Origin of the sequence: Novosphingobium lindaniclasticum LE124 (assembly GCF_000445125.1) — a bacterium.
Taxonomy (GTDB): Bacteria; Pseudomonadota; Alphaproteobacteria; order Sphingomonadales; family Sphingomonadaceae; genus Novosphingobium; species Novosphingobium lindaniclasticum.
Genome location: NZ_ATHL01000067.1, coordinates 1 through 21,959, shown reverse-complemented (window position 1 = coordinate 21,959; position 21,959 = coordinate 1). Strand labels below are relative to the sequence as shown.

Annotated in this window: 21 protein-coding genes and 1 pseudogene; 12 read left to right on the top strand and 10 right to left on the bottom strand. The window is 65.0% G+C overall.

Annotated features, from left to right (window positions below):
• Window positions 1-71 precede the first annotated feature (71 nt).
• The 6 genes from L284_RS33860 (at window position 72) to L284_RS33835 (ending at window position 4,280) form a co-directional block, all read left to right on the top strand.
• Window positions 72-875, top strand: a complete 804-nt coding sequence (locus tag L284_RS33860) for an SDR family NAD(P)-dependent oxidoreductase (protein WP_021233759.1) — start codon at window positions 72-74, stop codon at window positions 873-875.
• 19 nt (window positions 876-894) lie between these two features.
• The gene (locus L284_RS33855) at window positions 895-1,446 is read left to right on the top strand and encodes a carboxymuconolactone decarboxylase family protein (RefSeq protein WP_031341975.1); all 552 of its coding nucleotides are present in this window, start codon (window positions 895-897) and stop codon (window positions 1,444-1,446) included.
• Between the two features lie 23 nt (window positions 1,447-1,469).
• Complete coding sequence (locus L284_RS33850; RefSeq protein WP_021233757.1) at window positions 1,470-2,234, top strand: SDR family oxidoreductase; 765 nt, start codon at window positions 1,470-1,472, stop codon at window positions 2,232-2,234.
• 223 nt (window positions 2,235-2,457) lie between these two features.
• Entirely contained in the window at window positions 2,458-2,646 is a 189-nt protein-coding gene (locus tag L284_RS33845) for an alpha/beta hydrolase family protein (protein WP_021233756.1), read from the top strand.
• A 75-nt stretch (window positions 2,647-2,721) separates the two neighbouring features.
• Window positions 2,722-3,759 carry an alpha/beta fold hydrolase gene (locus tag L284_RS33840; RefSeq protein WP_021233755.1) on the top strand — a complete coding sequence of 346 codons (1,038 nt, stop codon included), beginning with the start codon at window positions 2,722-2,724 and terminating at the stop codon, window positions 3,757-3,759.
• Complete coding sequence (locus tag L284_RS33835) at window positions 3,756-4,280, top strand: cytochrome P460 family protein (protein ID WP_021233754.1); 525 nt, start codon at window positions 3,756-3,758, stop codon at window positions 4,278-4,280. The genes L284_RS33840 and L284_RS33835 overlap by 4 nt, the downstream gene beginning before the upstream one ends.
• Window positions 4,281-4,384: 104 nt before the next feature.
• Here L284_RS33835 and L284_RS33830 read toward each other — a convergent pair whose 3' ends face one another.
• The 3 genes from L284_RS33830 to L284_RS33820 are packed head-to-tail and all read right to left on the bottom strand — an operon-like array spanning window position 4,385 to window position 6,907.
• Window positions 4,385-5,176 carry an alpha/beta fold hydrolase gene (locus tag L284_RS33830; protein ID WP_021233753.1) on the bottom strand — a complete coding sequence of 264 codons (792 nt, stop codon included), beginning with the start codon at window positions 5,174-5,176 and terminating at the stop codon, window positions 4,385-4,387.
• A gap of 21 nt (window positions 5,177-5,197) precedes the next feature.
• Entirely contained in the window at window positions 5,198-5,611 is a 414-nt protein-coding gene (locus tag L284_RS33825; RefSeq protein WP_021233752.1) for an organic hydroperoxide resistance protein, read from the bottom strand.
• A 24-nt stretch (window positions 5,612-5,635) separates the two neighbouring features.
• Window positions 5,636-6,907, bottom strand: a complete 1,272-nt coding sequence (locus tag L284_RS33820; protein ID WP_021233751.1) for an epoxide hydrolase family protein — start codon at window positions 6,905-6,907, stop codon at window positions 5,636-5,638.
• A gap of 200 nt (window positions 6,908-7,107) precedes the next feature.
• Between L284_RS33820 and L284_RS33815 the strand changes: the two genes are divergently transcribed.
• Window positions 7,108-9,900, top strand: coding sequence for a winged helix-turn-helix domain-containing protein (locus L284_RS33815; RefSeq protein WP_021233750.1), 2,793 nt, complete (start codon window positions 7,108-7,110; stop codon window positions 9,898-9,900).
• Here L284_RS33815 and L284_RS33810 read toward each other — a convergent pair.
• Entirely contained in the window at window positions 9,866-10,762 is an 897-nt protein-coding gene (locus tag L284_RS33810; RefSeq protein WP_021233749.1) for an SDR family NAD(P)-dependent oxidoreductase, read from the bottom strand. The two genes, L284_RS33815 and L284_RS33810, sit on opposite strands and share 35 nt — an antisense overlap.
• Window positions 10,763-10,788: 26 nt before the next feature.
• Window positions 10,789-11,004, bottom strand: coding sequence for an aldehyde dehydrogenase family protein (locus L284_RS33805; protein ID WP_021233748.1), 216 nt, complete (start codon window positions 11,002-11,004; stop codon window positions 10,789-10,791).
• Window positions 11,005-11,165: 161 nt separating this feature from the next.
• Between L284_RS33805 and L284_RS47920 the strand changes: the two genes are divergently transcribed.
• The 3 genes from L284_RS47920 to L284_RS33790 all read left to right on the top strand — a co-directional run bounded on the left by L284_RS47920 (window position 11,166) and on the right by L284_RS33790 (window position 15,381).
• Window positions 11,166-11,462 carry a transposase gene (locus tag L284_RS47920; protein WP_021233747.1) on the top strand — a complete coding sequence of 99 codons (297 nt, stop codon included), beginning with the start codon at window positions 11,166-11,168 and terminating at the stop codon, window positions 11,460-11,462.
• 152 nt (window positions 11,463-11,614) lie between these two features.
• Window positions 11,615-14,251 carry a TonB-dependent receptor gene (locus tag L284_RS33795; RefSeq protein WP_031341972.1) on the top strand — a complete coding sequence of 879 codons (2,637 nt, stop codon included), beginning with the start codon at window positions 11,615-11,617 and terminating at the stop codon, window positions 14,249-14,251.
• Window positions 14,251-15,381 carry a Ca2+-dependent phosphoinositide-specific phospholipase C gene (locus L284_RS33790; RefSeq protein WP_021233745.1) on the top strand — a complete coding sequence of 377 codons (1,131 nt, stop codon included), beginning with the start codon at window positions 14,251-14,253 and terminating at the stop codon, window positions 15,379-15,381. The genes L284_RS33795 and L284_RS33790 overlap by 1 nt, the downstream gene beginning before the upstream one ends.
• Before the next feature lie 521 nt (window positions 15,382-15,902).
• Here L284_RS33790 and L284_RS33785 read toward each other — a convergent pair.
• The 4 genes from L284_RS33785 to L284_RS47310 all read right to left on the bottom strand — a co-directional run bounded on the left by L284_RS33785 (window position 15,903) and on the right by L284_RS47310 (window position 17,756).
• Window positions 15,903-16,187: an Hpt domain-containing protein gene (locus L284_RS33785; protein WP_040713074.1), complete on the bottom strand. Its 285-nt coding sequence runs from the start codon at window positions 16,185-16,187 to the stop codon at window positions 15,903-15,905.
• Window positions 16,180-16,551 (bottom strand): response regulator, encoded by a 372-nt coding sequence (locus tag L284_RS33780; RefSeq protein ID WP_021233743.1) that lies wholly within the window; start codon window positions 16,549-16,551, stop codon window positions 16,180-16,182. The genes L284_RS33785 and L284_RS33780 overlap by 8 nt, the downstream gene beginning before the upstream one ends.
• On the bottom strand, window positions 16,548-16,883 hold the full coding sequence (locus L284_RS47320) for a response regulator (protein WP_081673957.1): 336 nt from the start codon (window positions 16,881-16,883) through the stop codon (window positions 16,548-16,550). The genes L284_RS33780 and L284_RS47320 overlap by 4 nt, the downstream gene beginning before the upstream one ends.
• Window positions 16,884-17,492: 609 nt before the next feature.
• Complete coding sequence (locus tag L284_RS47310) at window positions 17,493-17,756, bottom strand: DksA/TraR family C4-type zinc finger protein (RefSeq protein ID WP_021233742.1); 264 nt, start codon at window positions 17,754-17,756, stop codon at window positions 17,493-17,495.
• Between the two features lie 247 nt (window positions 17,757-18,003).
• On the opposite strand from L284_RS47310, the gene htpG reads away from it, so the two are divergent.
• The gene (htpG, locus tag L284_RS33765; RefSeq protein WP_031341968.1) at window positions 18,004-19,887 is read left to right on the top strand and encodes a molecular chaperone HtpG; all 1,884 of its coding nucleotides are present in this window, start codon (window positions 18,004-18,006) and stop codon (window positions 19,885-19,887) included.
• 89 nt (window positions 19,888-19,976) lie between these two features.
• Here the strand turns inward: htpG and L284_RS33760 are convergent.
• A pseudogene (locus L284_RS33760) lies at window positions 19,977-20,668 on the bottom strand (integrase); the annotation flags it as partial.
• A gap of 69 nt (window positions 20,669-20,737) precedes the next feature.
• Here L284_RS33760 and L284_RS33755 point away from each other — a divergent pair.
• On the top strand, window positions 20,738-21,817 hold the full coding sequence (locus L284_RS33755; protein WP_021233694.1) for an IS5/IS1182 family transposase: 1,080 nt from the start codon (window positions 20,738-20,740) through the stop codon (window positions 21,815-21,817).
• The last annotated feature ends 142 nt before the right edge of the window (window positions 21,818-21,959 follow it).

Sequence of the window (21,959 nt, the reverse complement as noted above, 5' to 3'; positions counted from 1 at the left end):
AGCCATCGTCCATCCGGACCATAAAGCGGGTGTCGAAAGTCACCGACCGCTTCTTGAAAAAGGAACCATCAATGACCCTTGGAACCGCACTCATCACCGGCGCATCCAGCGGAATCGGCGCCATCTACGCCGATCGTCTGGCGCGCCGCGGTCACGATCTGATCCTGGTCGCTCGCAATCGGGAGAAGCTGCAGGAGCTGGCTTCTCGCCTGTCCGATCAAACCAGGCGTTCCGTGGAGGTGATCGCCGCCGATCTGGGCGATGCCGAAGACCTTGCCTCCATCGAAGCCGTGCTGCGCCGCGACGCCAGCATCACCATGCTTGTCAACAACGCCGGGGTCGGCACGCATACCAGCCTGCTCGAGAGCGATGTGGACCGCATGGAAGCGATGGTCCGCCTCAACGTCACTGCGCCCATGCGGCTCGCCTATGCCGCCGTGCCAGGCTTCGTGGCACGCGGCCGGGGCGCGATCATCAACATCGCCTCGATCGTCGCCATCGTCCCGGAAGTGCTGAACGGCGTCTACGGCGGTTCCAAGGCTTTCGTTCAGGCCTTCAGCCTCTCGCTGCACAAGGAACTGGCGGACAAGGGTATCCGCATCCAGTCGGTCCTGCCGGGCGCCACCGCAACCGACTTCTGGGAAATCGGCGGCCTGCCTATCGAAAATCTGCCCGGCGAGATCGTGATGCGCGCCGAGGACATGGTGGACGCCGCGCTGATCGGGTTCGACCGGGGCGAAACCAGCACGATCCCCGCCCTTTCCGACATCGGCCTGTGGGAGGCATTCGAAGCCGCCCGTGCCGCCCTCGGCCCGCACTTGTCCGCCAGCGCCCCCGCCGCCCGCTTCGGCCTTGCCGACCGCGCAGCCGCCTGAACTCGAAAAGGAACACATCATGTCGACCATAGCTCCTCTTGCCGATGCCGATGCCACCCCCGGTACCGCTGCGATCTTCCGCGAGGCGAAGGCCCGCATGGGCAAGGTGCCCAATCTCCTGCGCGTCATGGCCCAGGCCCCTGCCGTCCTTGGCGTCTATTGGGATGGGCGCGGTGCGCTTGCGGAGGGTACGCTCCCCGCCAGGGTTCAGGAACAGATCGCCATCGCCGTCGCCGCGGCCAACGGATGCGACTACTGCCTTGCCGCCCACACCGGCGCGGGGCGGGCGGCGGGGCTGTCCGCCACCGACCTTGCCGACGCGCAGCTCGGCCGGGCCAGTGATGGCCATGCAGCGGCGGTCCTGGCGTTTGCTCTGGCCGTCAATGCCGATCATGGCCGGACCGGCTCGCTCGCTCTGGAGCAGGCTCGCGCTTCGGGCCTGACGGACGCCGAGATATTGGAAGTGACCGCCCATGTCGCGGTCAGCATCCTCACCAACAGCATCAACAACCTCGTCGGCACCAGCCTCGACTTTCCACGCGTCGCCCGCGTCGATGCGGCCGCTGCCTGACCCTGAACAGAAGGACCAGATTCATGAAACTCACCGGCAACACCATCTTCATCACCGGCGGCACCAGCGGCATCGGTCGCGCACTCGCCCAGGCGCTGCACGAGCGCGGCAATCAGGTGATCATCTCCGGCCGCCGCCGCAGCCTGCTCGACGAGGTGACCGCCGCCCATCCGGGCATGGCCGCGATCCAGCTCGACATCACCGACCCTGCCAGCATCGTGCGCGCTGCCGAAACGATCCGGCGCGATTTTCCGGAGACCAACGTGCTGCTGAACAATGCCGGCATCATGCCGTTCGATGATGCGGCAGCGGAAATCGACGATGCCATGGCGCAGGGGCTTCTCACCACCAACCTGCTCGGTCCGATCCGCATGACCTCCGCACTGATCGAGCATCTCAAGGCCAAGCCGGAGGCGACCATCCTCTACACCAGCAGCGTCCTCGCCTTCGTGCCGCTCGCGACCAACGCCATCTACTCGGCAACGAAAGCAGCATTGCATTCCTACGCCCTGTCGCAGCGCTTCCAGCTCCGCAACACCCATGTCCGAGTCCAGGAGATCGCCCCGCCCTGGGTCGATACGGATCTCATCTACAAGAGCGGCGATCCGCGGGCTATGCCGCTCGACGACTTTATCGAACAGACCTTGGTAGCGCTGGCCAGCGATGATCCGGAGATCCTGGTCGATGCTGTAAAGCCGCTGCGCGACAATCCGGGAGCGCAGGAACATGCGCTGGTCGCCGCCTTCAACCAGAGCGTGGCGGACAATCCCATCCCAGTCGCCGCTTGATGCGAAAGAAGCGGGGTCCTCGCTGGCCCCGCTTCTTGCGTCGTCCCTTCCCAGTCATTCAGCGCCGATTTTCTCACCCAGAGTGCATACCGGCTGATTTGGATCTCGCAGCGGCGAAACTGTCGAGGCCTCCGAACAGCCAACGCAGGGTGCTACGGCGACGGTCGTTCAACTTACCTGCTGCTTCCGCTTCATCGACCTCGTCGCGCCGCGCCCGCTGCTGATGATCACGGCGGAAAAGGCCGTAACGGCATGGATGACGCACGAGGCGCTGGAACGCGCAGGCAGCCCCGAGCGCCTACATACGATCGCGGGAGCCACCCACGTCGATGTCTACGATCGCGACGCTGCCGTGAACGCGGCCGTCGAGCAGTTGGCCGGCTTCTTCGCAAAGGCTCTGGGATCGGCCTAACACCGGATCACAGCAACTAACGGGCGTGCCCCGACGGGGCCGGTTATGCTGCTTCTCGTAGCAAGGAGACCCGTCATGTTCGATCAATCGCCCGAAATTCCCCGGCCGCGCCGCCGCGAGTTCATCGCCGGGGCTGCCACGCTTGCCTCTGTCATGATGGCGGGCCGGACCCCGGCAAGGGCGGCAACGCAAGGCATATCGGATATTCGCCCCTTCGGGCCAGTGCGCCAGATCGCCGCCGGGCCGCTCGATATCGGCTATGTGGAGACAGGGCCCTCATCAGGCCCAGCAGTCCTGCTGTTCCACGGCTGGCCTTATGACATTCGTGCCTTTGCCGAAGTCGCCCCATTGCTGACAGCACAGGGTTATCGCGTGATCGTGCCGCACCTTCGCGGCTTCGGCACAACCACGTTCCGCTCTGCCGGAGCGCCGCGCAATGGTCAGCAGGCGGCTCTGGCGGCAGACGGAATCGCGCTGATGGATGCGCTGGGCATCCGGCAGGCGGTGGTCGCCGGGTTCGACTGGGGCGCCCGCACGGCAGACATCATGGCCGTACTCTGGCCCGAGCGATGCAAGGCGCTGGTATCCGTCAGCGGCTACCTGATCGGCAGTCAGGCGGGCAATGCCAAACCGCTGCCGCCCAAGGCCGAACTCCAATGGTGGTATCAGTTCTATTTCGCCACCGAGCGCGGCCGCGAAGGCTACGCGGCAAACACGGAGGCGTTCAATCGCCTGATCTGGGAGCAGGCCTCTCCGCACTGGGCCTTCGACGATGCGACCTACGATGCTTCGGCAGCGTCCTTCATCAACCCGGACCATGTCGCCATCGTGATCCACAACTATCGCTGGCGGCTGGGTCTTGCCGAAGGCGAGCACCAGTATGATGCCGCCGAAGCGCGCCTCGCCGCAGGACCGCCGGTGACGATCCCCGCCATCACCATGGAGGGCGATGCCAACGGCGCGCCGCATCCCGATCCCGCCGCCTATCGTGCGAAGTTTGCCGGGCCTTACGAGCACCGCCTGATTGCCGGTGGGATCGGTCACAACCTGCCGCAGGAAGCGCCGGTCGCCTTTGCCAAGGCCGTGCTCGATGCGGGCAGGATGGGCGCATGATCCGTCTTTCGACCTGCACGCTGGGAGCCTCCCTCATGCTGCTGGCAGGATCCGGCGTGGCCGGGGCGGGGCGGCGGGAAGCCGATGCCGCGCCGGTCTACGGCGTTCGCCTTCCCGCCGGATATCGCGACTGGAAAGTCATCAGCGTCGCGCATGAGGCGGGCAAGAACAACGATATCCGGGCCATCCTCGGCAACGACATCGCCGTGCGCGCCTATCGCAAGGGTATCCGCCCGTTCCCAGACGGCGCGGTGATCGTTCGGTTGGCGTGGCGCTACGAATCCTCGCCGCGCAACGACGCCGTGTTTCCCGCGCCGCAGTCCTTCGTGGCGGGGGAGCCGACCAATGTGCAGGTCAGCGTCAAGGATGCGCGCCGCTATGCAGCGAGTGGCGGCTGGGGGTACGGCCAGTTCGATGATGGCCGCCCCAACCCGAACGAAGCCCTCACACGCTCCTGCGCCGCCTGCCACGCCAGGCTCGATGCGAGCGACGATCAGGTCTTCACCGCCTATTCGCGGTGAGCCCGGAGCGAAAAAGAACCCACGGCCGGCCTCGCATTGCGATGGTCGGCCGTGGGCGAATGCGCGCCGATAGGGGAGTATGGGGCCGGATCGGCGCGCAACCGCTACTGCGCGGCGGCGGCGCGCTCGATCACCCCCGCCACCTCAGCCGGGTGCGATACCATGACGACGTGCGAGGCGCCTTTCACCACCAGGGTTTCCCGCGCGCCGGCCCGCTGCGCCATGAAGCGCATGGCGGCCGGGGGAATGTTGCGGTCGGCATCGCCATAGACAAACCACGACGGCACATGCTTCCATGCAGGCGCGGTCGAGGCTTCGGACAGCGCCGCATCCGTCACGGGGCGCTGTCCCGCCGCCATCAGCCGGGCCTGTGCGAGAGGGACGTCAGCTGCGAACTGAGCCGGGAAGAGCGCCTGCCGGATGTACAGGTCGTTGCCGCCTCCCGCCAGCGGCACCGGCGGAGCCAGCGTCGGCGCCAGCGTGCTGCCAGGGAACCTGCCGGCCAGACCGAGCGCCGTCTCTCCCGCATCGGGAGCGAAAGCGGCGACATAGACCAGTCCGGTGACATTGGACGCCCCTTCCGCCGCCTCGCTGATCACCGATCCGCCATAGGAATGGCCCACCAGCACGACTGGCCCGGCGATGGATTTCACCACCCCGGCCACGACATCGGCATCGGCGCGCACGCCGCGCAAGGTGTCGGGTGCCGCAACGACGGTGTAGCCATCATGCTGGAGTGCGGCCATCACGCCGTTCCAGCTCGACGAATCCGCAAAGGCGCCGTGAACAAGGACGATGGTTGGCCTTGCCGCCGGCACGGTCGGCTTCGCCTGCGCACAGGGCGCGATCAATCCTGCGGCGAGCGCCAGGCCGCCGGCGATAAGGGTCTTCTTCATGCGTGGTATCCTGTGTTTGCGTCAGGCCAGAGCGACGACGGTTTCGATGTTACCTTTCACCGCCCTCGAATAAGGGCAGGTGCGGTGGGCAGCCTCGATGATTTGCCGGGCGCTTTCGGGGTCGAGGCCGGGCACGTGGACGTCGAGCCGCGCAGCCAGCGTATAGCCATCGTCGCCAAGCCGCAGTTCCACTTGCGCGTCGATGGCCAGGGCCTCGGGCAAGGTCACACCCTTCGCCTTCGCGGCAATCGTCATGGCACCTTCGAAGCAGGCAGACCATCCGGCGGCGAACAACTGCTCGGGGTTCGTACCCGCGCCCGGCGCACCGGGCGTGGACAGCCGGATATCCAGCCGACCGTCAGAACTGCGGGCCGCACCTTCGCGGCCCCCGACAACATGGACGTGTGCGGTATAGAGCGTCTTGCTTGCGGACATGGGCAGTCTCCTTCTTCGGAAAAATCAGCGCAAAGAGCGGAAGGCGGCGCGCACTTCCTCAGCGAACAGGACGGGCTGTTCCCAGGCGGCAAAATGGCCTCCGTCGCCCACCTCGTTGAAATAGATCAGGTTGGTGTAGCAGCGCTCGGCCCAGCTTCTGGGCGCTCGGAATATCTCGCCGGGGAACACGCTGATCGCGACCGGCAGGTCGATCACCCCGCGCGCGTTGAAATTGTTGGAATGGTCTTCCCAGTAGATCCGCGCGGCGGAGGCACCGGTCGCGGTAAGCCAGTAGAGCGACATGTCGTCGAGGATCGCATCGCGCCCAAGCACGCGCTCGGGCTGACCGCCGCTATACGTCCACTGCGCGATCTTCTCATACATCCATGCCGCCATGCCGACGGGCGAATCCACCAGCGAATAGCCGATGGTCTGGGGCCGCGTGTTCATCATGGCCGCGTAAGCGGAATTGTCGCGGTAGAACGCCGCCAACTGATCGAAAGCGCCGCGCTCCTTCGCGGACAGGCCAGCCGGGGCCGGGTCGCCCGCGGCCAGAGTGCGGACAATCTCGGCAGGGACGACGGCAGGCATGTTGAGATGGATGCCCAGCAGCCCCGGCACTTTCTGCAGGGCCATGCGCTGCGAGATCACCGAGCCGCAGTCCCCGCCCTGGCTGACGTAACGGTCGTAGCCGAGCTGCAGCATCAGTGCCGACCAAGCCCGCCCGATGCGATCCGACCCCCAGCCCGGCACCGTGGGCTTCGCCGAGAAGCCGAAGCCCGGTATCGAGGGAATGACGAGATGGAATGCATCCTCGGCACGGCCCCCATGGGCCACAGGATCGGCAAGCGGGCCGATTACGTCCAGAAACTCGAGCACCGAGCCCGGCCAGCCGTGCGTCAGGATCATCGGCATGGCGTTCTCGTGGCGAGAGCGGACATGGATGAAATGAATGTCCAGACCGTCGATCTCGGTCATGAACATCGGCAAGGCGTTGAGCCGCGCCTCGATCCGGCGCCAGTCATAGGCCCTTGCCCAATAGGCCATCAGCGGCTGCAAGGTCTGGCGACGAACACCCTGCGTATCTTCGCCGACCGGCTGCGGGTCTGCCCAGCGCGTCTCTGCGATCCGGTGCTTCATGGCCGCGATATCGGCGGCAGGAATAGCAATGCGGAACGGTCGGACGGCGCCCGATACGCTCGCTGCACGGGCAAGGCCGGGCACCGTCACCATCGCTCCGACAAGTGTCGCACCGGCAACGAAGCCGCGCCGCGATGTGGAATTTCCTGAAAACATCTGTCGTCCCTCCAGCGATCATCCGATCCGATGACAGGACGGTAGAAGAGCGGCGCGTGGAACACTCGTTAGCTGGTGTGATGCGATATTAGCGCCTGTTTCACAGGGCCACTCCCGCGATGCCCGGCCATCGTGTAAGCATCTCGGCGCGTGTCGTCTTACGGCGTGGCGAACATAACAAATCGAGGCAAGGCGACGGAATGGCGGATAACGACGGTCAGGCGCAGGGCGAGAGCATGACTTTCGGCCGCTTCTGCGTCCATCCCGCCAAGCGCCTGCTCACCCGCGACGGAGAGCCGGTGGAAATCGGCGGGCGCTCCTTCGACCTGCTGATGGCACTCGCCGAACAGCCGGGCAGGGTTCTCTCCAAGCGCGAACTGCTGAAGCGCGTGTGGCCCGATGTCGTCGTCGAGGACGGCAGCCTGCGCTTTCACATGGCGGGCCTGCGCAAGCTGCTGGGCGAAGGCGCAGGGAGCGGCAAGGACGCGGACGGTCCCCGCTTCATCGCCACGCAGGTCGGCGTCGGCTATGCCTTCGTCGCACCGGTGCAGAGGATCGGCGCGCCGGCCTCCGAAGCCGCAATGCCCGTCCTGGAAACGCCAACCGGCTTCGCCACCAACATCCCGCCTGCATTGCCGCATCTCGTCGGGCGCGAGCAAGACGTCGAGCTGCTGCTGGCCCGCGTGGTCGACACTCCGCTGTTCACGATCGCCGGGCCTGCGGGCGTCGGCAAGACCTCGCTGCTGATTGAGATCGGCCACCGTCTGACTGCCCATTTCGGCGGACGGGTGGCCTTCGTCGATTTCGCGATGCTGGAGAACCCCGCACTGGTCCCCCCGATGATCGCGGGCGCCATGGGCCTGTCGGTGCCGGGCGGCGACCCCGCCGCCGTCATTCTGGGCCAGCTGCGCACCGGACCGTTCCTGCTCCTGCTCGACAATTGCGAGCATGTGATCGACGAGGCCGCCGGGATCGTCGAACGCATCACGCAGGCCGCGCCGCAGGTGCGCATCGTCACCACCTCGCGCGAGCCGCTGCGGGTCCGGGGCGAGCATGTCCATCGGCTCGATGCGCTGGCCTGTCCGCCGCAGGTCGATGGAGTGCCTCACGACGAGATCCTCGCCTACCCGGCCGTGCAGCTGTTCTGCGAACGCGCGCGTGCTGCCGACAGCACGCTGCAGATCGACGAGGGCGACGCACGCCTGATCGCCGACATGTGCCAGCGTCTCGACGGTATGGCGCTGCCGATCGAACTGGCCGCCGTGCGGGTCGCGACGCATGGGATCGCCGCCACCGCGCGCCAGATCGGAGAGCGTTTCAGCCTCGCGTGGTCGGGCCACCGCACCGCGCAACCGCGCCAGCAGACCCTTCGCGGCGCGCTCGACTGGAGTTACGACCTGCTTTCGCCAACAGAGCGCACGGTGCTGGACCGGCTGGCGGTTTTCGTCGGCCCCTTCTCGATCGACGCCGCGCTGGAGGTGGTCACGGATGCCGCGCTCGGGTCGGACGAAGCGGCGATGGCGCTCGATGAACTGGTCGCCAAATCGCTCGTCGCCCCCAGCCGCACGCGGGGAGCCGGAACGTATCGGCTACTGGAAATGACCCGCGCTTATGCGCGCGACAAGCTGGCGATGCGCGGAAACGGCGAACAGCGCATCGCAGCGCTGCATCACGCCCGCTTCTTTCTGTCCGAGCTGGAGGGGGCGGCAGCGCAGGACGATGGGGGCCTCCGGGACATGCAGGCCATCCGGCCGCAACTCGGGAACATCCGCAGCGCGCTCGACTGGAGTTTCGGACCGGACGGGGACATCGGTCTTGCCGTGCGGCTCACCAGCGCGAGCATGAGGGTGTTCCTCGGCCTCTCCCACCTTGTCGAATGTCGCAACTGGGCGGCGCGCGCCCTTGCCGTGCTGCCCCCGGAGCAGCGCGGCACCACACTGGAACTGGAACTGCAGGCCGCGCTCGGCATCACTCTGATGTTCGCCCATGCCAACAGCGTCGAGGCGGGCGAGGCGCTGACCCGCGCGCTGGACGTCGCGGCCATGCTTGAGGACCGCTGGAGCCAGCTGATCACGCTGGCACGGCTCCATATTTTCCGCGAACATGTCGGCGACTGCGCAAGCGCCGAAGTCCACGCCGAGCAGGCCATTGTGATCGCCGCACAGATCGGCGCGCCCGATGCCATGGCCATCGCCTGCTCGCTGTCCGGCATATCCCGCTACCTCGCTGGCGATCAGGTTCAGGCCCGCCGCGATTTGGAACGGGCGCTGGAGCAGAGTGCGCCTTCGCAGCAACGCGGCGCGTCCGCATCGGGGTTCGACCACCGTAACCGCGCGAGCATTGCACTGGCCCGCGTGCTGTGGCTGTCCGGCGAGCCGGACGCCGCGCTGCGTCTTGCCGAACGAACCCTGGCCGAGGCTGCGGCGCTCAACCTCCCGGTCACGCATTGCATCGCGCTGATCTGCTCGCTGTCCATCCAGTTGTGGATGGGCGATCTGGCGCGGGCCGAAGCGACGCTGGCGATCCTGCGCGACTGCGCACAGACCAACGCGCTGGCTCCCTATATCCTCGTGGCGCGGTGTTTCGATGGCGAACTGGCGCTCGAACACGGCGACCATGCCGGAGCCGTCTACGCGCTGGACCACAACCTGCCCCTATTGCGCGCAACGCGGTACGAACTGCTGACGACGCGGTTCTCGATCGCACTGGCGCGTGGCCTTGCCGGAAGCGGGAGGCAGGACGCGGCGCGCCGCGTGATCGAAGACACGATGACACGATGCGAAAGTATCGGTGAACGCGTGGCGCTCGCCGAACTGCTCCGGGTCAGGGCGGCCAGCGGCACACCCGACGAGGCACGCCGTTTGCTGGAAGAAGCGGCTGAAATCGCCCGACACCAGGGTGCGTACGGATGGGAACGGCGCATCGCCGCCGACCTCGCACGCCTGCCTGTCGATGTCGTCAATCCCGTTCCGGGCGCGGCAACAACGCGCTGAGAGCCTCGCCGTCCGGCCCGCCGAACACGGTGGCGCGGCTGACCTCAAGCCAGCGCGCATGGGCATCGCGGCGCAGGGCTTCCGCCTCGTCGAACGAGGCAAGGGCATCGGTACCCAGCACCAGATGGGCAGGCACATCCTCGCGCTGCGCCAGTTCAAGCACGATCAGGGCAATGCGTTCCGGATCACCCACTTCGTTGCCGGCGTAGGCCCTGATGCGCGCAATCGTCGCCCCCACGGTTTCCGCATAGTCCGGCAGTACCGCACTGGCGGCACCGTGACCTGCGGTTCCCGCCCAATCGGTACGCATCCCGCCCGGCTCCAGCGCGGTGATCCGTATCCCCAGATGTGCCACTTCGTTGCGCAAGACCTCGGTGAAGCCGCCAACTGCCCATTTCGCCGCCTGATAGGCCGAGACTCCGGGCGTTCCCACACGTCCGCCGACCGAGGAGATGTTGAGGATATGCCCCATGCGTCGCTCACGCATGAAGGGCAGGACCGCACGCGTCATGTTGACCACGCCGAACAGGTTGGTTTCGATTTCGGCGCGGAAATCGGCAGAGGTCTTCTGCTCGAAGGCCTCGAAATGGCCATAACCCGCGTTGTTCACCAGTACGTCGATCTGCCCGAAAGCCGCGATCGCCGCAGTTGCGGCCCCGACGGCTCCGGCTTCGTCCGTCACGTCCAGCGCGAAGGGCTGAAGGCGCCCGCCATGAAGCGCCTTGAGGTCTGCCAGTTGCGCCACGTCGCGCGCGGTGGCGAGTACGGCGTCGCCGCGTTCCAGCGCGGCGGTCAGGATGGCACGGCCCAGGCCGCGCCCGCCGCCGGTGATGATCCAGCTCTTGAAGGAAGTCTTGTCCATGTCTCTTGCTTTCGATGGGAGGAGGATCAGGCTGCGGGCTTCAGGATCGCGCGCGGTTCGAGGTAGGCATCGAGGCCGTAGGCCCCGATCTCGCGCCCGAGACCTGACTGGCGGAAACCGCCGAATGGAGCATGGGGATCGTGGGGTGCTCCGTTGATGACGACACGCCCCGCCACCAGTTGGCGTGCGGGTTGACCGACGATTGGCAGCACATGATCGACAGCAACACGGTTCGCGGCCATGTCTCGGCAGCGGGGGCTAAAGGGGGGTCATAAGGAGGCTTTTGGTCGATCACGCGGCGGCTTTACGTGCAAAGTCCATGCCCGCTGCGACAATCAAGGACGCCCTCTCGGCTTCCTCCTGACCGGCGGCGAGCGTCGGATTACGCGCGGTCGATGGCCTGATGACGCTGCCGGTCAACAAGCCCAAGGCGCTGCAGGCCGTCAAAGGCTATGACGGCAATGCCGTCCGGGCGAACCTGTTGATCTGCGGTATCCTGCCGATCGCGCCGCCAAAGGCCAACCGGCGCGAAACCATCGCCTACGACTTCCGTCGATACCGAGACCGGAACCGTATCGAGCGCATGTTCGGGCACCTCAAGCATCAACGCTGCATCGCCACCCGCTGCAACAAGTCCGCGCTGTCGTTCGCCAGTTTACTCATCCGCCGATGGTTGCCCAACTTCGTCAACAGAGCCTAGTTGAACCAGGATTAGCGCCATGACGCTACACATTGAAATATATTTTCATCGAATCGCAGTGGTCATTGAACCGTCACGGCTTTGACGGCGAAACGTCATGCGTGGTTTCTAGTGGGCCCCCAACATAAAAATCTCTTCGGGGCACATCTCACATGCGTATCACTAAGCGGGCCTTGGCATCGTCGACGTCGGCCATCCTGTTCGCGGCCATCGCACTTCCCGCATCCGCCCAAACCGAGCCGGATGCCGAGGCTGGCGTCAACGGTGAGGACATCGTCGTCACCGGCAGCTACGCCCGCAGCCTGCGCGCCGCGACCGACGCCAAGCGCACCGCATCGTACCAGGTCGATTCGATCAACTCGACCGACATCGGCAAGTTCCCCACCCAGAACGTCGCCGAGGCACTGCAGCTGGTCACCGGCGTCGCGATCACCCGTCCGCGTGGCGAAGGCCTGAACGTCAGTGTGCGCGGCCTTGGTCCGCAGTTCCAGAACACCCTGCTGAACGGCAGCCCCGTGGCGGTGAACGAAGTGATCGAGAACGGCGGCGCCGCCGGTCGCCAGTTCCGCTTCGAGATGCTCCCGGCCGAGTTCACCTCCAGCATCGACGTCATCAAGACGCCCACCAGCGACATGACCGAAGGCGCGCTGGGCGGCAACATCAACGTCAAGACCTTCGAGCCGTTCGACGTCGGCACCAAGACCACGCTCAACGTGCGCGGCACGTATACCGAGCGGACCGGCAAGGTGAAGCCGAACGCCACCCTGATCACCAGCTGGGTCAACAACGACGACACCTTCGGCATTCTCGTCGGCGGCCAGTACTGGGCCAAGGACGTGCGCAACGACCGCTGGTACAACGCCGGCTGGTACAAGGACCGCTTCGCCTCGCAACTAGGCCAGACCGGTCTCTACCTGCCCACCCGCACCCGCGCGACGGTCGAGACCGAGAAGCGCGAGCGCATCTCGGGCATGCTGTCGGTGCAGTGGCGCCCGAACCCGGAAATGACGACGACGCTGAACGTCCTCGCCACCCGCCTCGACGTGGCTTACGACGAATACGGCCTCGACATCTATCCCGACGACAGCAGCGTCGCCGGCCACCGCCCCACCATCGTCCCGGGCAGCACCGTGCTCGATGGCGATACCGTGGTGAAGGCCACGATCAACGACGTGCGCTTCATGGCCTCACGCGAGTACAGCCTCAACCGCCACGACCTGTTCAACGTCGGCCTGCGCCAGACGTGGGATCATGACGCCTGGCATGTCGCCGGCACCGTCAACTGGTCCTACGCGCACAGCTACCACCCCAGCTACGACGTCGGCACCGTGCGTAGCCGCGCCATGTTCTTCGCGCCGCTGACTTATGACGCGACGCGCGGCTACAAGGACGTGCCGGACTTCAACACCACGGTCGACCCCACCAATCCGGCCAATTACCAGCTCTACCAGTTCAACATCGCGCCCAAGAACAGCAAGGACTGGAACTTCTACACCCGCGCCGATGTCGCCTACGATTTCGAGGGCTTCATCTCCAAGCTGGCGGTCGGCGGCGAGTACCAGTTCCGCAAGCGCGACTATTCGCGCCGCGATTTCATCGTCAACCCGGTAGCCGGCACGCCGCTGTCGAGCCTGGGTTCGGGTGTCTACGAGCAACTGCCGTTCGACGACTATCTGCAGGGCCTGGGCGGCAACATTCCGCGCAACTTCCTGGTCCCGGTGACGAGCGCCTATCTCGACGCCTTCTTCACCCCCACGGTCGAGAACTCGGCGCTGACCCCGGCGGATTTGGCCGCCTCGTTCCGCACCACCGAGAAGATCCTGAGCGCCTACGCCCGCGCCGACTACGACTTCTCACTGGGTTCAGTGCCGGTCACCGGCAACGTCGGCGTGCGCTATGTCCACACCGACCAGGTCGCGGGCGGCAACCTGCGCAGCGGCAACGCGATCACCCTGGTCGAGTATCCCAAGACGTTCAACAACGTCCTGCCCAGCTTCAACCTGCGCGCCGAACTGACACCCTCTCTCGTCGGCCGCCTCAGCGCCAGCCGCGTGTTGACCCGTCCGAACGTGACCGACAGCGCCCCGCGCATCACCATCTCGACCGACGCGCCGACCGCCAGCGGCGGCAACCCGGACCTCGTGCCGTTCCTCGCCACCCAATTCGACGGATCGCTGGAGTGGTACTTCAACACGTCCGGCTCGCTCACCGGCGCGGTGTTCTACAAGTCGATGGACGACTATATCACCCAGCAGAACGTGCCGATCGACATTCCGGGCCGCGGCACGGTGCAGCTGAGCACGCAGGTCAACGGTGGTGACGCCAAGGTCTACGGCTTCGAGGCCGCCTACAGCCAAGTGTTCACCTTCCTGCCGCAGCCGTTCGACGGCCTGGGCTTCCAGGCGTCCTACACCCGCACCTCGGTCAAAGCGAACTACACGGCCGGTTCGCGCGTCATCAAGGACGAGATGATCGGCCTGTCGAAGAACAGCTTCAACGTGGTCGGCTTCTTCGAAAAGGGCCCGATCTCGACCCGCCTGTCCTACGTCTGGCGCGACCGTTATCTGTCGGGCACCGGCAGCACCACGCAGGCGCCGACCTATACCGCGGCATTCGGTTCGCTCGACGGGTCGATCGCTTATCGCCTGACCAGCAACGTCACGCTCAGCCTCGAGGCGATCAACATCGCCAAGGCCCGCCAGTATACCTACAACGACCTGCCGATCCGCTACGGCGACATCAACGACTACGGCCGCACGATCCTGTTCGGCGCGCGGGCGGAATTCTGATGCTGCGCGCCTCTGTTCTCGCCGCGCTGATTCTCGGGGGGGCGGTGGCCTCCCCGGTATTGGCGAAAGACGCGGAGGCTTCCGGGCCGCTGCGCATGAACGACATCCAGGTCGTCGGCTCGCACAACAGCTTCAAGACGCGGATTCCCGCAGCCGTAATGGCGGAACTGCGCCGCCGCGATCCGAAGATGGCCGAGGCGCTGGACTACTACCACCTGCCACTGTCCGCCCAGCTCGATGCCGGCGTGCGTCAGCTGGAGATCGACATCTTCGCCGATCCCGAGGGCGGCCGCTATGCCGCCCCCAAGGGCGAGGCGCTGCTCTCCCCGGCCGAGCGCGCCCGCGCGAGGCAGGAGGGCTTCGACGAGGCCGCGATGCGAAAGCCCGGCTACAAAGTGCTGCACATTCCCGATGTCGATTATCGCGCCGTATGCCCCACCCTGGTCGCTTGCCTGACCGAAGTGAACGCGTGGTCGCAGGCGCACCCCGGCCACCTGCCGATCATGCTGACTCTCAACGCCGCCGATACCGCGAACACGCACGAGATCACGCAGCCGCTGCCGCTCGACGATGCCCGCCTGCTCGATGCACTGGACGCCGAAATCCGCAAGGCGCTACCGGGCAAACGGCTCATCACCCCCGACGAAGTGCGCGGCGACGCGGCCACGCTCGCAGGGGCGGTGAAAACGAAGGGCTGGCCCACGCTGAAGGCGGCACGCGGACGGATCTACGTCCTGTTCGATGTGCGCCAGGCCGTCTCCGACGTGTACCGCGCCGGCCATCCCTCGCTGCGGGGACGCGCGATGTTCGGATGGTATCCCGACGGCGAGCCGGAAAGCGCGATCCAGATCGTGCAGGACCCGCTCGTCGATGGCGCGAAGATCCGCGAATGGGTGAAGGCCGGCGTGATCGTCCGCACCCGCACCGACGCCAACACCGTGGAGGCGCGCGCCCACGATTTCACCAAGACCCGCGCGGCGATAGAAAGCGGCGCGCAGGCGGTCAGCACCGACTACTATCCCGGTGCGCCCGACCCGCTGGGCCTGCACTTCACCGTCACCCTGCCGAACGGCGCAATGGCGGGGTGCAGTACGGTACGCGTGGCCGGACCCTGCGCCGTAAAACCCTGAGATGACGTGCCCGCCATCCTCGCCGTACTGGCCCTGCTGATCCCGGAGGCGGTTCACACCGCGCCCACTAGGCCGTGCGATCTGGTGACGGAGCGGGCGGTGCTGGTCATGCGCCACAGCATCCGCGCCGCTGAACGGCGAAGTGCCGGAAGGCACCCGCACCGATCGGCCCTAGTCGGCCTGGCCCGTCGCGCAAAGCGTCGTCACGCCGCATCGCGAACGGGCGCTGGAGATCGTCGCCGAAAGCGACCGCCGCTTGTTTTATAACGAGACGTGCCTGACCGCTCTGAGCTGGTGCTGCCCGCGCGAAGATTTCCGGATGTTCCGGACCGATCGGATGGCCGACATCCGTGGGTGAACGTCCGCTTCTAATGAGAGCCGCCAATCGGCTATCTAGAACGCTTAAAAAAGCCTTCTCCGTCCTTCGACACTTTGGGTTTTCTCGACAAGCTGCCGCCGCCCGGCGCCAGGGACCGTCTGGAGTGAGGCGCAGATTTCCAACCGACCCTTCGATGGCAACCTTACTGGCTGAGCAGGAGATCGATCTGTTCCAGAAGGAGGTCCCGCGCCTCACCGGCTTCTGGAGTGACGGAACCCTTGTCCATCAGCAACGCCTCCAGCGCCTTCGCTGCCAACGATACTTCCGTATATCCGAGTGTTCCGGCGAGCCCGGCAAGGCGGTGCGCCGTCACCTTGGCAGCGTCATTCGAAAGCGCATCTTCCTTCGCGAGCGTTGCGCGATCGTCGATCAGCCGGTCCACAAAGCGGGCGCGGACCGCTGCGAAGGGATCGCGCGCCTCAGTCACCACTTGCCAGGCTCCGCACTTGCGCCGCCAGGGACATTGGATCGAAGGGCTTGGCGATGACGCCGCGCGCTCCAAGGGCCTTGAGCCGATCCCGTTCCGATGCCTCGGCACGGGCCGTGAAGTAGATGATAGGGAAAGCGTTACCGTAGCGCTCCAGGATCTTGCCGTGCGTGGTCGGGCCATCCATGCCGGGCATCATCAGGTCGAGCAGGATCAGGTCCGGCCGCCAGCTTTCCAGAACATCGAGCGCTTCCGGGCCGGAAGCGCAGCAGCGAACTTCAAGCTCCGGATCGAGTTCCAGCGACATGGCCGCCACTTCCCTGAGATCGGGCTCGTCGTCGATGTAGAGGACTTGCAGGCTCATCGTGAAGGCTCCTGGCTGGCCCGCGCGCCGGCCAGCGATCCGACGATGGCGACAAGGCTGGATATGGGCGTGCGGGACTTAGTGAGATAGGCATCCACCAGGCTGGCGGTCGTAGGATCGGCATCCTGTGCGGAGAAAATGACGACCGGCAAAGGCTTGCGGCCGGCGGCGCGCAGTTCGGGAAGCAGTTCGATGCCGCTGCCGTCGGCAAGAGTCAGATCGACCACGGCCAGGTCGAATTCGCGGTGTTCCAGTAGGGCGCGAGCCGCGGCAACGCTTGGCGCTGCGAAGACATCGGGCGAAATATGTCGACGCCCCGCGCAGGATTTCATTGGCTTGCCGCAGTTCGCGGACTTTACGCTCCAGGGCCTTGAGCTTCTCCGCAGTCTCGGTCGGCACGCCAATGCGCTTGCCGCTGTCCACCTCGGATTTCTTCACCCATTCCAGCAGCGTGTGCCCGGAACACCCGATCTTCTGGGTTACCGATGTGATCGCAGCTCAGCGAGAGGGATAATCGCCTTCGTGATCCAGAAGCATCCGGATCGCCCGCTGCCGAACCTCAGGGGCAAACTTGTTCGTCATCTTGCTCATCGTAGACCCTTCCTCTCAGGAGTTAGGACCTCCGGCAATCCCGGGGGGTTCAGTTCTCTGTCGCCCCCGTCAGGTACTCAACCGGCTGTCACGATCGAATATTCAAGGCGCACATCGTCAAGCAAACGTTCGATCGCAGCGCGCTGCGCGTCGGTGCCACTGAGCCTCACATCCCAATTACAATGGGTGTGGGTCCTAATGTCTCGCACGACAAGCTTGCCGAGCGCCCGCCGCCATGACTGCGAAGTGCCACCGCGTTCTCGGATCAGGCGAGCAACAAGCAGATGCTCAAGGTCGGATGCCGTCATGTCCACCGCTTAGCCGTTGTTGGCGACCAATCAAGCCAGGCGTTATCGCAATTGGCTATCTTTGCTGCCCCGCCGGTTGATTTGGGAATGAACGACAGTTTTGTCGCGCAGCGCCTGGCAGGCTATACAGGTGCGGGCACCCGGCAGTGCCTTGCGCCGGCGGGCCGGGATTGTCTCGCCGCAGTCTTCGCAATGCTCCAGCCCTTCACCAGCGGGCATCCGCGCGCGTGCGCCGCGGACCGCGTCGCTTACGGTGTCATCGATCTGATCCTGCACCGCGCCGTCGCGCGACCATCCACCGGCCATATGAGCGTCCATTCGTTGCCTGGGTAGGACGTGGGCATCCGAACGGCAGGATTCAATGCCAGCTTGTCAGCGCACTGCTGATGCCGCCTCGCGGAAAATGGCCCACGGCGGCTTCGTCGTTCTGCAAGCCGGCCCTGGAGCGAGGCATCTTCCATATGCGACCGTCATCACACTGGATGCCTTGACGAGCACGCAGGGCCTTTCCATTTGACCGAGGCAAATCTGAACCATGCGAGCCAAGGATACGATGACGACAGATTCCGCTATCGCCGCTGAGACCCGCGCCTTCGAGGCGGATGTCTCCAAGTTGCTGCACATGATGGTCCACTCGGTCTATTCGGACCGCGACGTGTTCCTGCGCGAGCTGATCTCGAATGCCGCGGACGCCTGTGAGAAGCTGCGCTATGAAGCGATCGCCGATCCCTCTCTCCTGGGCGAAGACCCGCAGCTGCAGATCACCATCACGCTGGACAAGGACGCCGGCACGCTCATCCTGGCGGACAACGGCATCGGCATGACCGCTGCCGATATGGGCGAGACGCTTGGCACCATCGCCCGCTCCGGCACCAAGGCGTTCATGGACAGGCTCTCCGCGGACAAAAACGGAGAGGGACAGCAGCTCATCGGTCAGTTCGGCGTCGGCTTCTATTCGGCCTTTATGGTGGCGGGCAAAGTCGACGTCATATCGCGGCGAGCGGGAGAAAGCGGCGCGGCCAGCTGGTCTTCCGATGGTCTCGGCACGTACACCCTTGCGCCCGTCGATCCGGCGCAGGCGCCTGCACGCGGGACCAAAGTCATTCTCCACCTTCTGGATGATGCGAAAAGCTATGCCGAGCGCTACAATGTCGAGCGCATCGTCAAAGCCCAGTCCGGCCATGTCCCGGTCCCCATTTTCATCGAGGAAGCCGGTAGCGACGAGGAAGCACGGCAGCTTGCCGACGGCGCGGCGCTGTGGACCAAGCCGAAGTCCGACATCAGCAAGGAAGACTATACAGACTTCTATCGCAGCGTGGCAGGCCAGTTCGATAAGCCTGCCCTGACACTCCATTACCGGGCAGAGGGACGGCACGAGTATTCGGTGCTGACCTTCATTCCGGAGAGCAAGCCGTTCGACCTTTTCGATCCCGATCGCAGCGGGCGCATCAAGCTTTACGTCCGCCGCGTGTTCATCACCGATGAGGCGGAGATCCTGCCGCGCTACCTGCGCTTCGTGCGCGGGCTGGTCGATTCCGCCGACCTTCCACTCAACATGTCGCGTGAGATGATCCAGGACAGCCCGGTCCTTTCCGCAATTCAGAAGGGCGTCAGCAACCGCGTCCTGTCTGAACTGGAAAAGCTCGCCGACGCCGAGCCCGAACGCTACGCGGCGATCTGGGAAAACTTCGGGGCCGTGCTGAAGGAGGGCCTCTATGAGGACTATGCCCGGCGCGAGACCCTGCTCGGCCTTGCTCGCTTCAAGACCACCACGTCGAACGGTGAGTGGCGCTCGCTCAAGGATTACGTCTTTGCACTGAAGGAAAACCAGACGGCGATCTACTATGCGACGGGAACCGACCTTGAGCGGATCGCCGATTCCCCGCAGCTTGAGGGTTTCAAAGCGCGCGGAATCGAGGTGCTGCTGCTGCCCGACCAGATCGACAATTTCTGGACGTCGATGGGGGCGGATTACGAAGGCAAGCCGTTCAAGTCGGTTACGCAGGGTGCGGCCGACCTCAGCCTCATCCCCTTAGCTGAAGGTCGTGAGCCCACCAACGCCGCGGCCGAAGATGTGACGGGGTTCATCGACTTCGCCAAGGAGGCTCTGGCAGACTACGTGTCCGACGTTCGGATCTCCGATCGCCTGACCACGAGTGCCGTTTGCCTTGTCGCACCCGATAATGCGATGGACCTCCAGCTCGAAAAGATGCTGGCATCCGCCGGCCGTGCGCCGGAGCGGGCGAAGCCCATTCTGGAGGTAAACGCCGGACACACGCTGATCGGGAAGCTGGCGCAAAGCAGCGCCAATGAGGATGAACGGCGCGACCTTTCGTTTCTTCTTCTCGACGAAGCCCGGATCGCCGAGGGCGAAGCCCCCGCCGATCCGCGGGCATTCGTGGAACGGCTTGAGCGCTTGATAGCGAAGTCCCTGTGACCCGTGCGAGGGGAGCGACTTTGCTCCCCTCGCCCTGCCAACCTGGCTTTCAAAAGTTCGATGGCCGAAGGCGATGTGCAAGCCGGCCGTTACCCCAGCTTCTTCATGATCCGGCCAGCGGCACCATGCTCGGCGACAAGATTGCGGTTGTACGAAAGCGGCATTGCGCGGACTCTTCCAGCGCAGCCCATCCATGATGCCGGCGAGATCCTCACCGCTGGCGAACAGGTCCTGATTCAGCCCGACCGGCGTCGAGTGCGCCGAGATGCCCTAGAGCAGCCGCGCCACATCGTGCAGGGTCAGATCCGGCAAGCCGCCGCGATCAAAGGCGCGCTGGATCATCGCTTGGTAGATTGGACCGATCGAGCCCGGGTGCAACGGCTTTGCGCCGATATCGTATTCAGTCCGCGCCGGCACCGCCGGCTTGGGCAGGGTCTTGCGCAAGTCCCAGGCCTCCCGGCCCGAGATGGTCTCGATGCAGCGCGCCTTGTAGCGCCGCACCTGCACGCGCCGGAACAGCGGTCCCTCGGCAATCCCCGCAGCTTCGCCCCACGCGGCGATGGCGGCGACGCTGTCGGGCTCAGGTACGCGGCGCTCCCTTCGCCCTGCTGATCACCCTTGTGCTTGCGAATCTCGAGCGGCCGCGCCCCGGATCGATTGCCTCGACCAAGTCCTCGACCGCCACCGCACACAGCTCGGAGGCGCGCAGCCCCGTGTCGTAGGCGGTCGACAGCAGCGCCCGATCACGCAGACCCGGAAGATCGTCCACGCAGCTGGAGACCCGCAAAAACCGGTAGTGTTTGGACGGCTATGATGATTCATTGAGGGCGCGCGATCACGGAGGCCAGCCATGGATCCCAAGTCCCTGTTCAGTTTGAGCGATCACCTTGAGGCATTGAGCAAGGAGGGCGATCCGCTTGAGGTTTTGCAGGAGACGGTGGATTTCGAGTATTTCCGAGCGTGGCTGGTCGAAGGGCTTGGTTATGGCGATGGAGCCAAAGGCGGACGCCCACCCTTCGATCCGGTGATGATGTTCAAGGCCCTGATCCTGCAGGCGCAGCATAATCTGTCAGACGCCCGGATGGAGTTCATGATCCGCGATCGGCTGAGTTGGCTGCGGTTTCTGGGACTGTCGCTTGGGGACCGCACGCCGGATGAGAACACGATCCGGCATTTTCGCAATCGCCTGACCGAGACGGGAACGCTCAAGCGGGTGATGAAGGCCTTTGACTGGCAACTCCAGAAGAAGGGCTACATTCCAATGTCCGGGCAACTCGTGGACGCCTCGCTGGTGCCTGCACCAAGACAGCGGAACACCGAGGGCGAACGCGAAGCGATCAAGTCGGGCAAGAGCGCCAGAGATATCTGGCCGAACGAGCCGAACAAGGCAGCACAAAAGGATACCGACGCGCGCTGGACCCTCAAGATCGGCGGGAAAGTTCGGTATCGAGCGGATGGAACGCCGCTCCCCATGATCGCCCTGCCGGTCTTCGGCTACAAATCCCACATCAGCATCGATCGACGCTTCGGCTTCATCCGAGGCATGGCGGTGACTTCGGCGTCAGCGGCGGACGGGCGTCTTCTCCGGCAGGTCGTCAGCACGGACAATACCAGTTCCGAGGTCTGGGCAGACAGTGCCTATCGCTCCAGGCGCAACGAGAAGTGGTTGTCGGATCAGATGCTCACGTCCCGCATTCATCGGCGCAAACCTATGGGCAAGCCGATGTCGAAGGCCACCTCGCGGGCCAATGCAGCCAAATCCTCGATCCGGGCCCATGTCGAACATGTCTTCGCCCATCAGAAGAACCGGTTCAACCTGTTCATCCGCACCATCGGCCTCGCCCGCGCTGAGGCAAAACTGACGCTTTGCAACTTGGCCTACAACTTCAACCGCCTGATTTTCCACGAACGCCGGGAATGCAGGGGCTGACTCTGTCTGCAAGCCAGCCAAACCGGCGAAATCAACGCTAGGCATCGTGGAAATCGGTCCGAACGATGCCGTTCGTGCGCTCCGAAGCCTCGACGTCTGTCAAGCCAGGCCGAAATTACCCGGTTTTTGCGGGTCTCCAGCT

Coding starts and splice junctions, on each gene's coding strand:
- L284_RS33860 (WP_021233759.1), top strand. CDS start 72: ATGACCCTTGGAACCGCACTCATCACCGGCGCATCCAGCGGAATCGGC.
- L284_RS33855 (WP_031341975.1), top strand. CDS start 895: ATGTCGACCATAGCTCCTCTTGCCGATGCCGATGCCACCCCCGGTACC.
- L284_RS33850 (WP_021233757.1), top strand. CDS start 1,470: ATGAAACTCACCGGCAACACCATCTTCATCACCGGCGGCACCAGCGGC.
- L284_RS33845 (WP_021233756.1), top strand. CDS start 2,458: ATGATCACGGCGGAAAAGGCCGTAACGGCATGGATGACGCACGAGGCG.
- L284_RS33840 (WP_021233755.1), top strand. CDS start 2,722: ATGTTCGATCAATCGCCCGAAATTCCCCGGCCGCGCCGCCGCGAGTTC.
- L284_RS33835 (WP_021233754.1), top strand. CDS start 3,756: ATGATCCGTCTTTCGACCTGCACGCTGGGAGCCTCCCTCATGCTGCTG.
- L284_RS33830 (WP_021233753.1), bottom strand. CDS start 5,176: ATGAAGAAGACCCTTATCGCCGGCGGCCTGGCGCTCGCCGCAGGATTG.
- L284_RS33825 (WP_021233752.1), bottom strand. CDS start 5,611: ATGTCCGCAAGCAAGACGCTCTATACCGCACACGTCCATGTTGTCGGG.
- L284_RS33820 (WP_021233751.1), bottom strand. CDS start 6,907: ATGTTTTCAGGAAATTCCACATCGCGGCGCGGCTTCGTTGCCGGTGCG.
- L284_RS33815 (WP_021233750.1), top strand. CDS start 7,108: ATGGCGGATAACGACGGTCAGGCGCAGGGCGAGAGCATGACTTTCGGC.
- L284_RS33810 (WP_021233749.1), bottom strand. CDS start 10,762: ATGGACAAGACTTCCTTCAAGAGCTGGATCATCACCGGCGGCGGGCGC.
- L284_RS33805 (WP_021233748.1), bottom strand. CDS start 11,004: ATGGCCGCGAACCGTGTTGCTGTCGATCATGTGCTGCCAATCGTCGGT.
- L284_RS47920 (WP_021233747.1), top strand. CDS start 11,166: ATGACGCTGCCGGTCAACAAGCCCAAGGCGCTGCAGGCCGTCAAAGGC.
- L284_RS33795 (WP_031341972.1), top strand. CDS start 11,615: ATGCGTATCACTAAGCGGGCCTTGGCATCGTCGACGTCGGCCATCCTG.
- L284_RS33790 (WP_021233745.1), top strand. CDS start 14,251: ATGCTGCGCGCCTCTGTTCTCGCCGCGCTGATTCTCGGGGGGGCGGTG.
- L284_RS33780 (WP_021233743.1), bottom strand. CDS start 16,551: ATGAGCCTGCAAGTCCTCTACATCGACGACGAGCCCGATCTCAGGGAA.
- L284_RS47320 (WP_081673957.1), bottom strand. CDS start 16,883: ATGAAATCCTGCGCGGGGCGTCGACATATTTCGCCCGATGTCTTCGCA.
- L284_RS47310 (WP_021233742.1), bottom strand. CDS start 17,756: ATGGCCGGTGGATGGTCGCGCGACGGCGCGGTGCAGGATCAGATCGAT.
- htpG (WP_031341968.1), top strand. CDS start 18,004: ATGACGACAGATTCCGCTATCGCCGCTGAGACCCGCGCCTTCGAGGCG.
- L284_RS33755 (WP_021233694.1), top strand. CDS start 20,738: ATGGATCCCAAGTCCCTGTTCAGTTTGAGCGATCACCTTGAGGCATTG.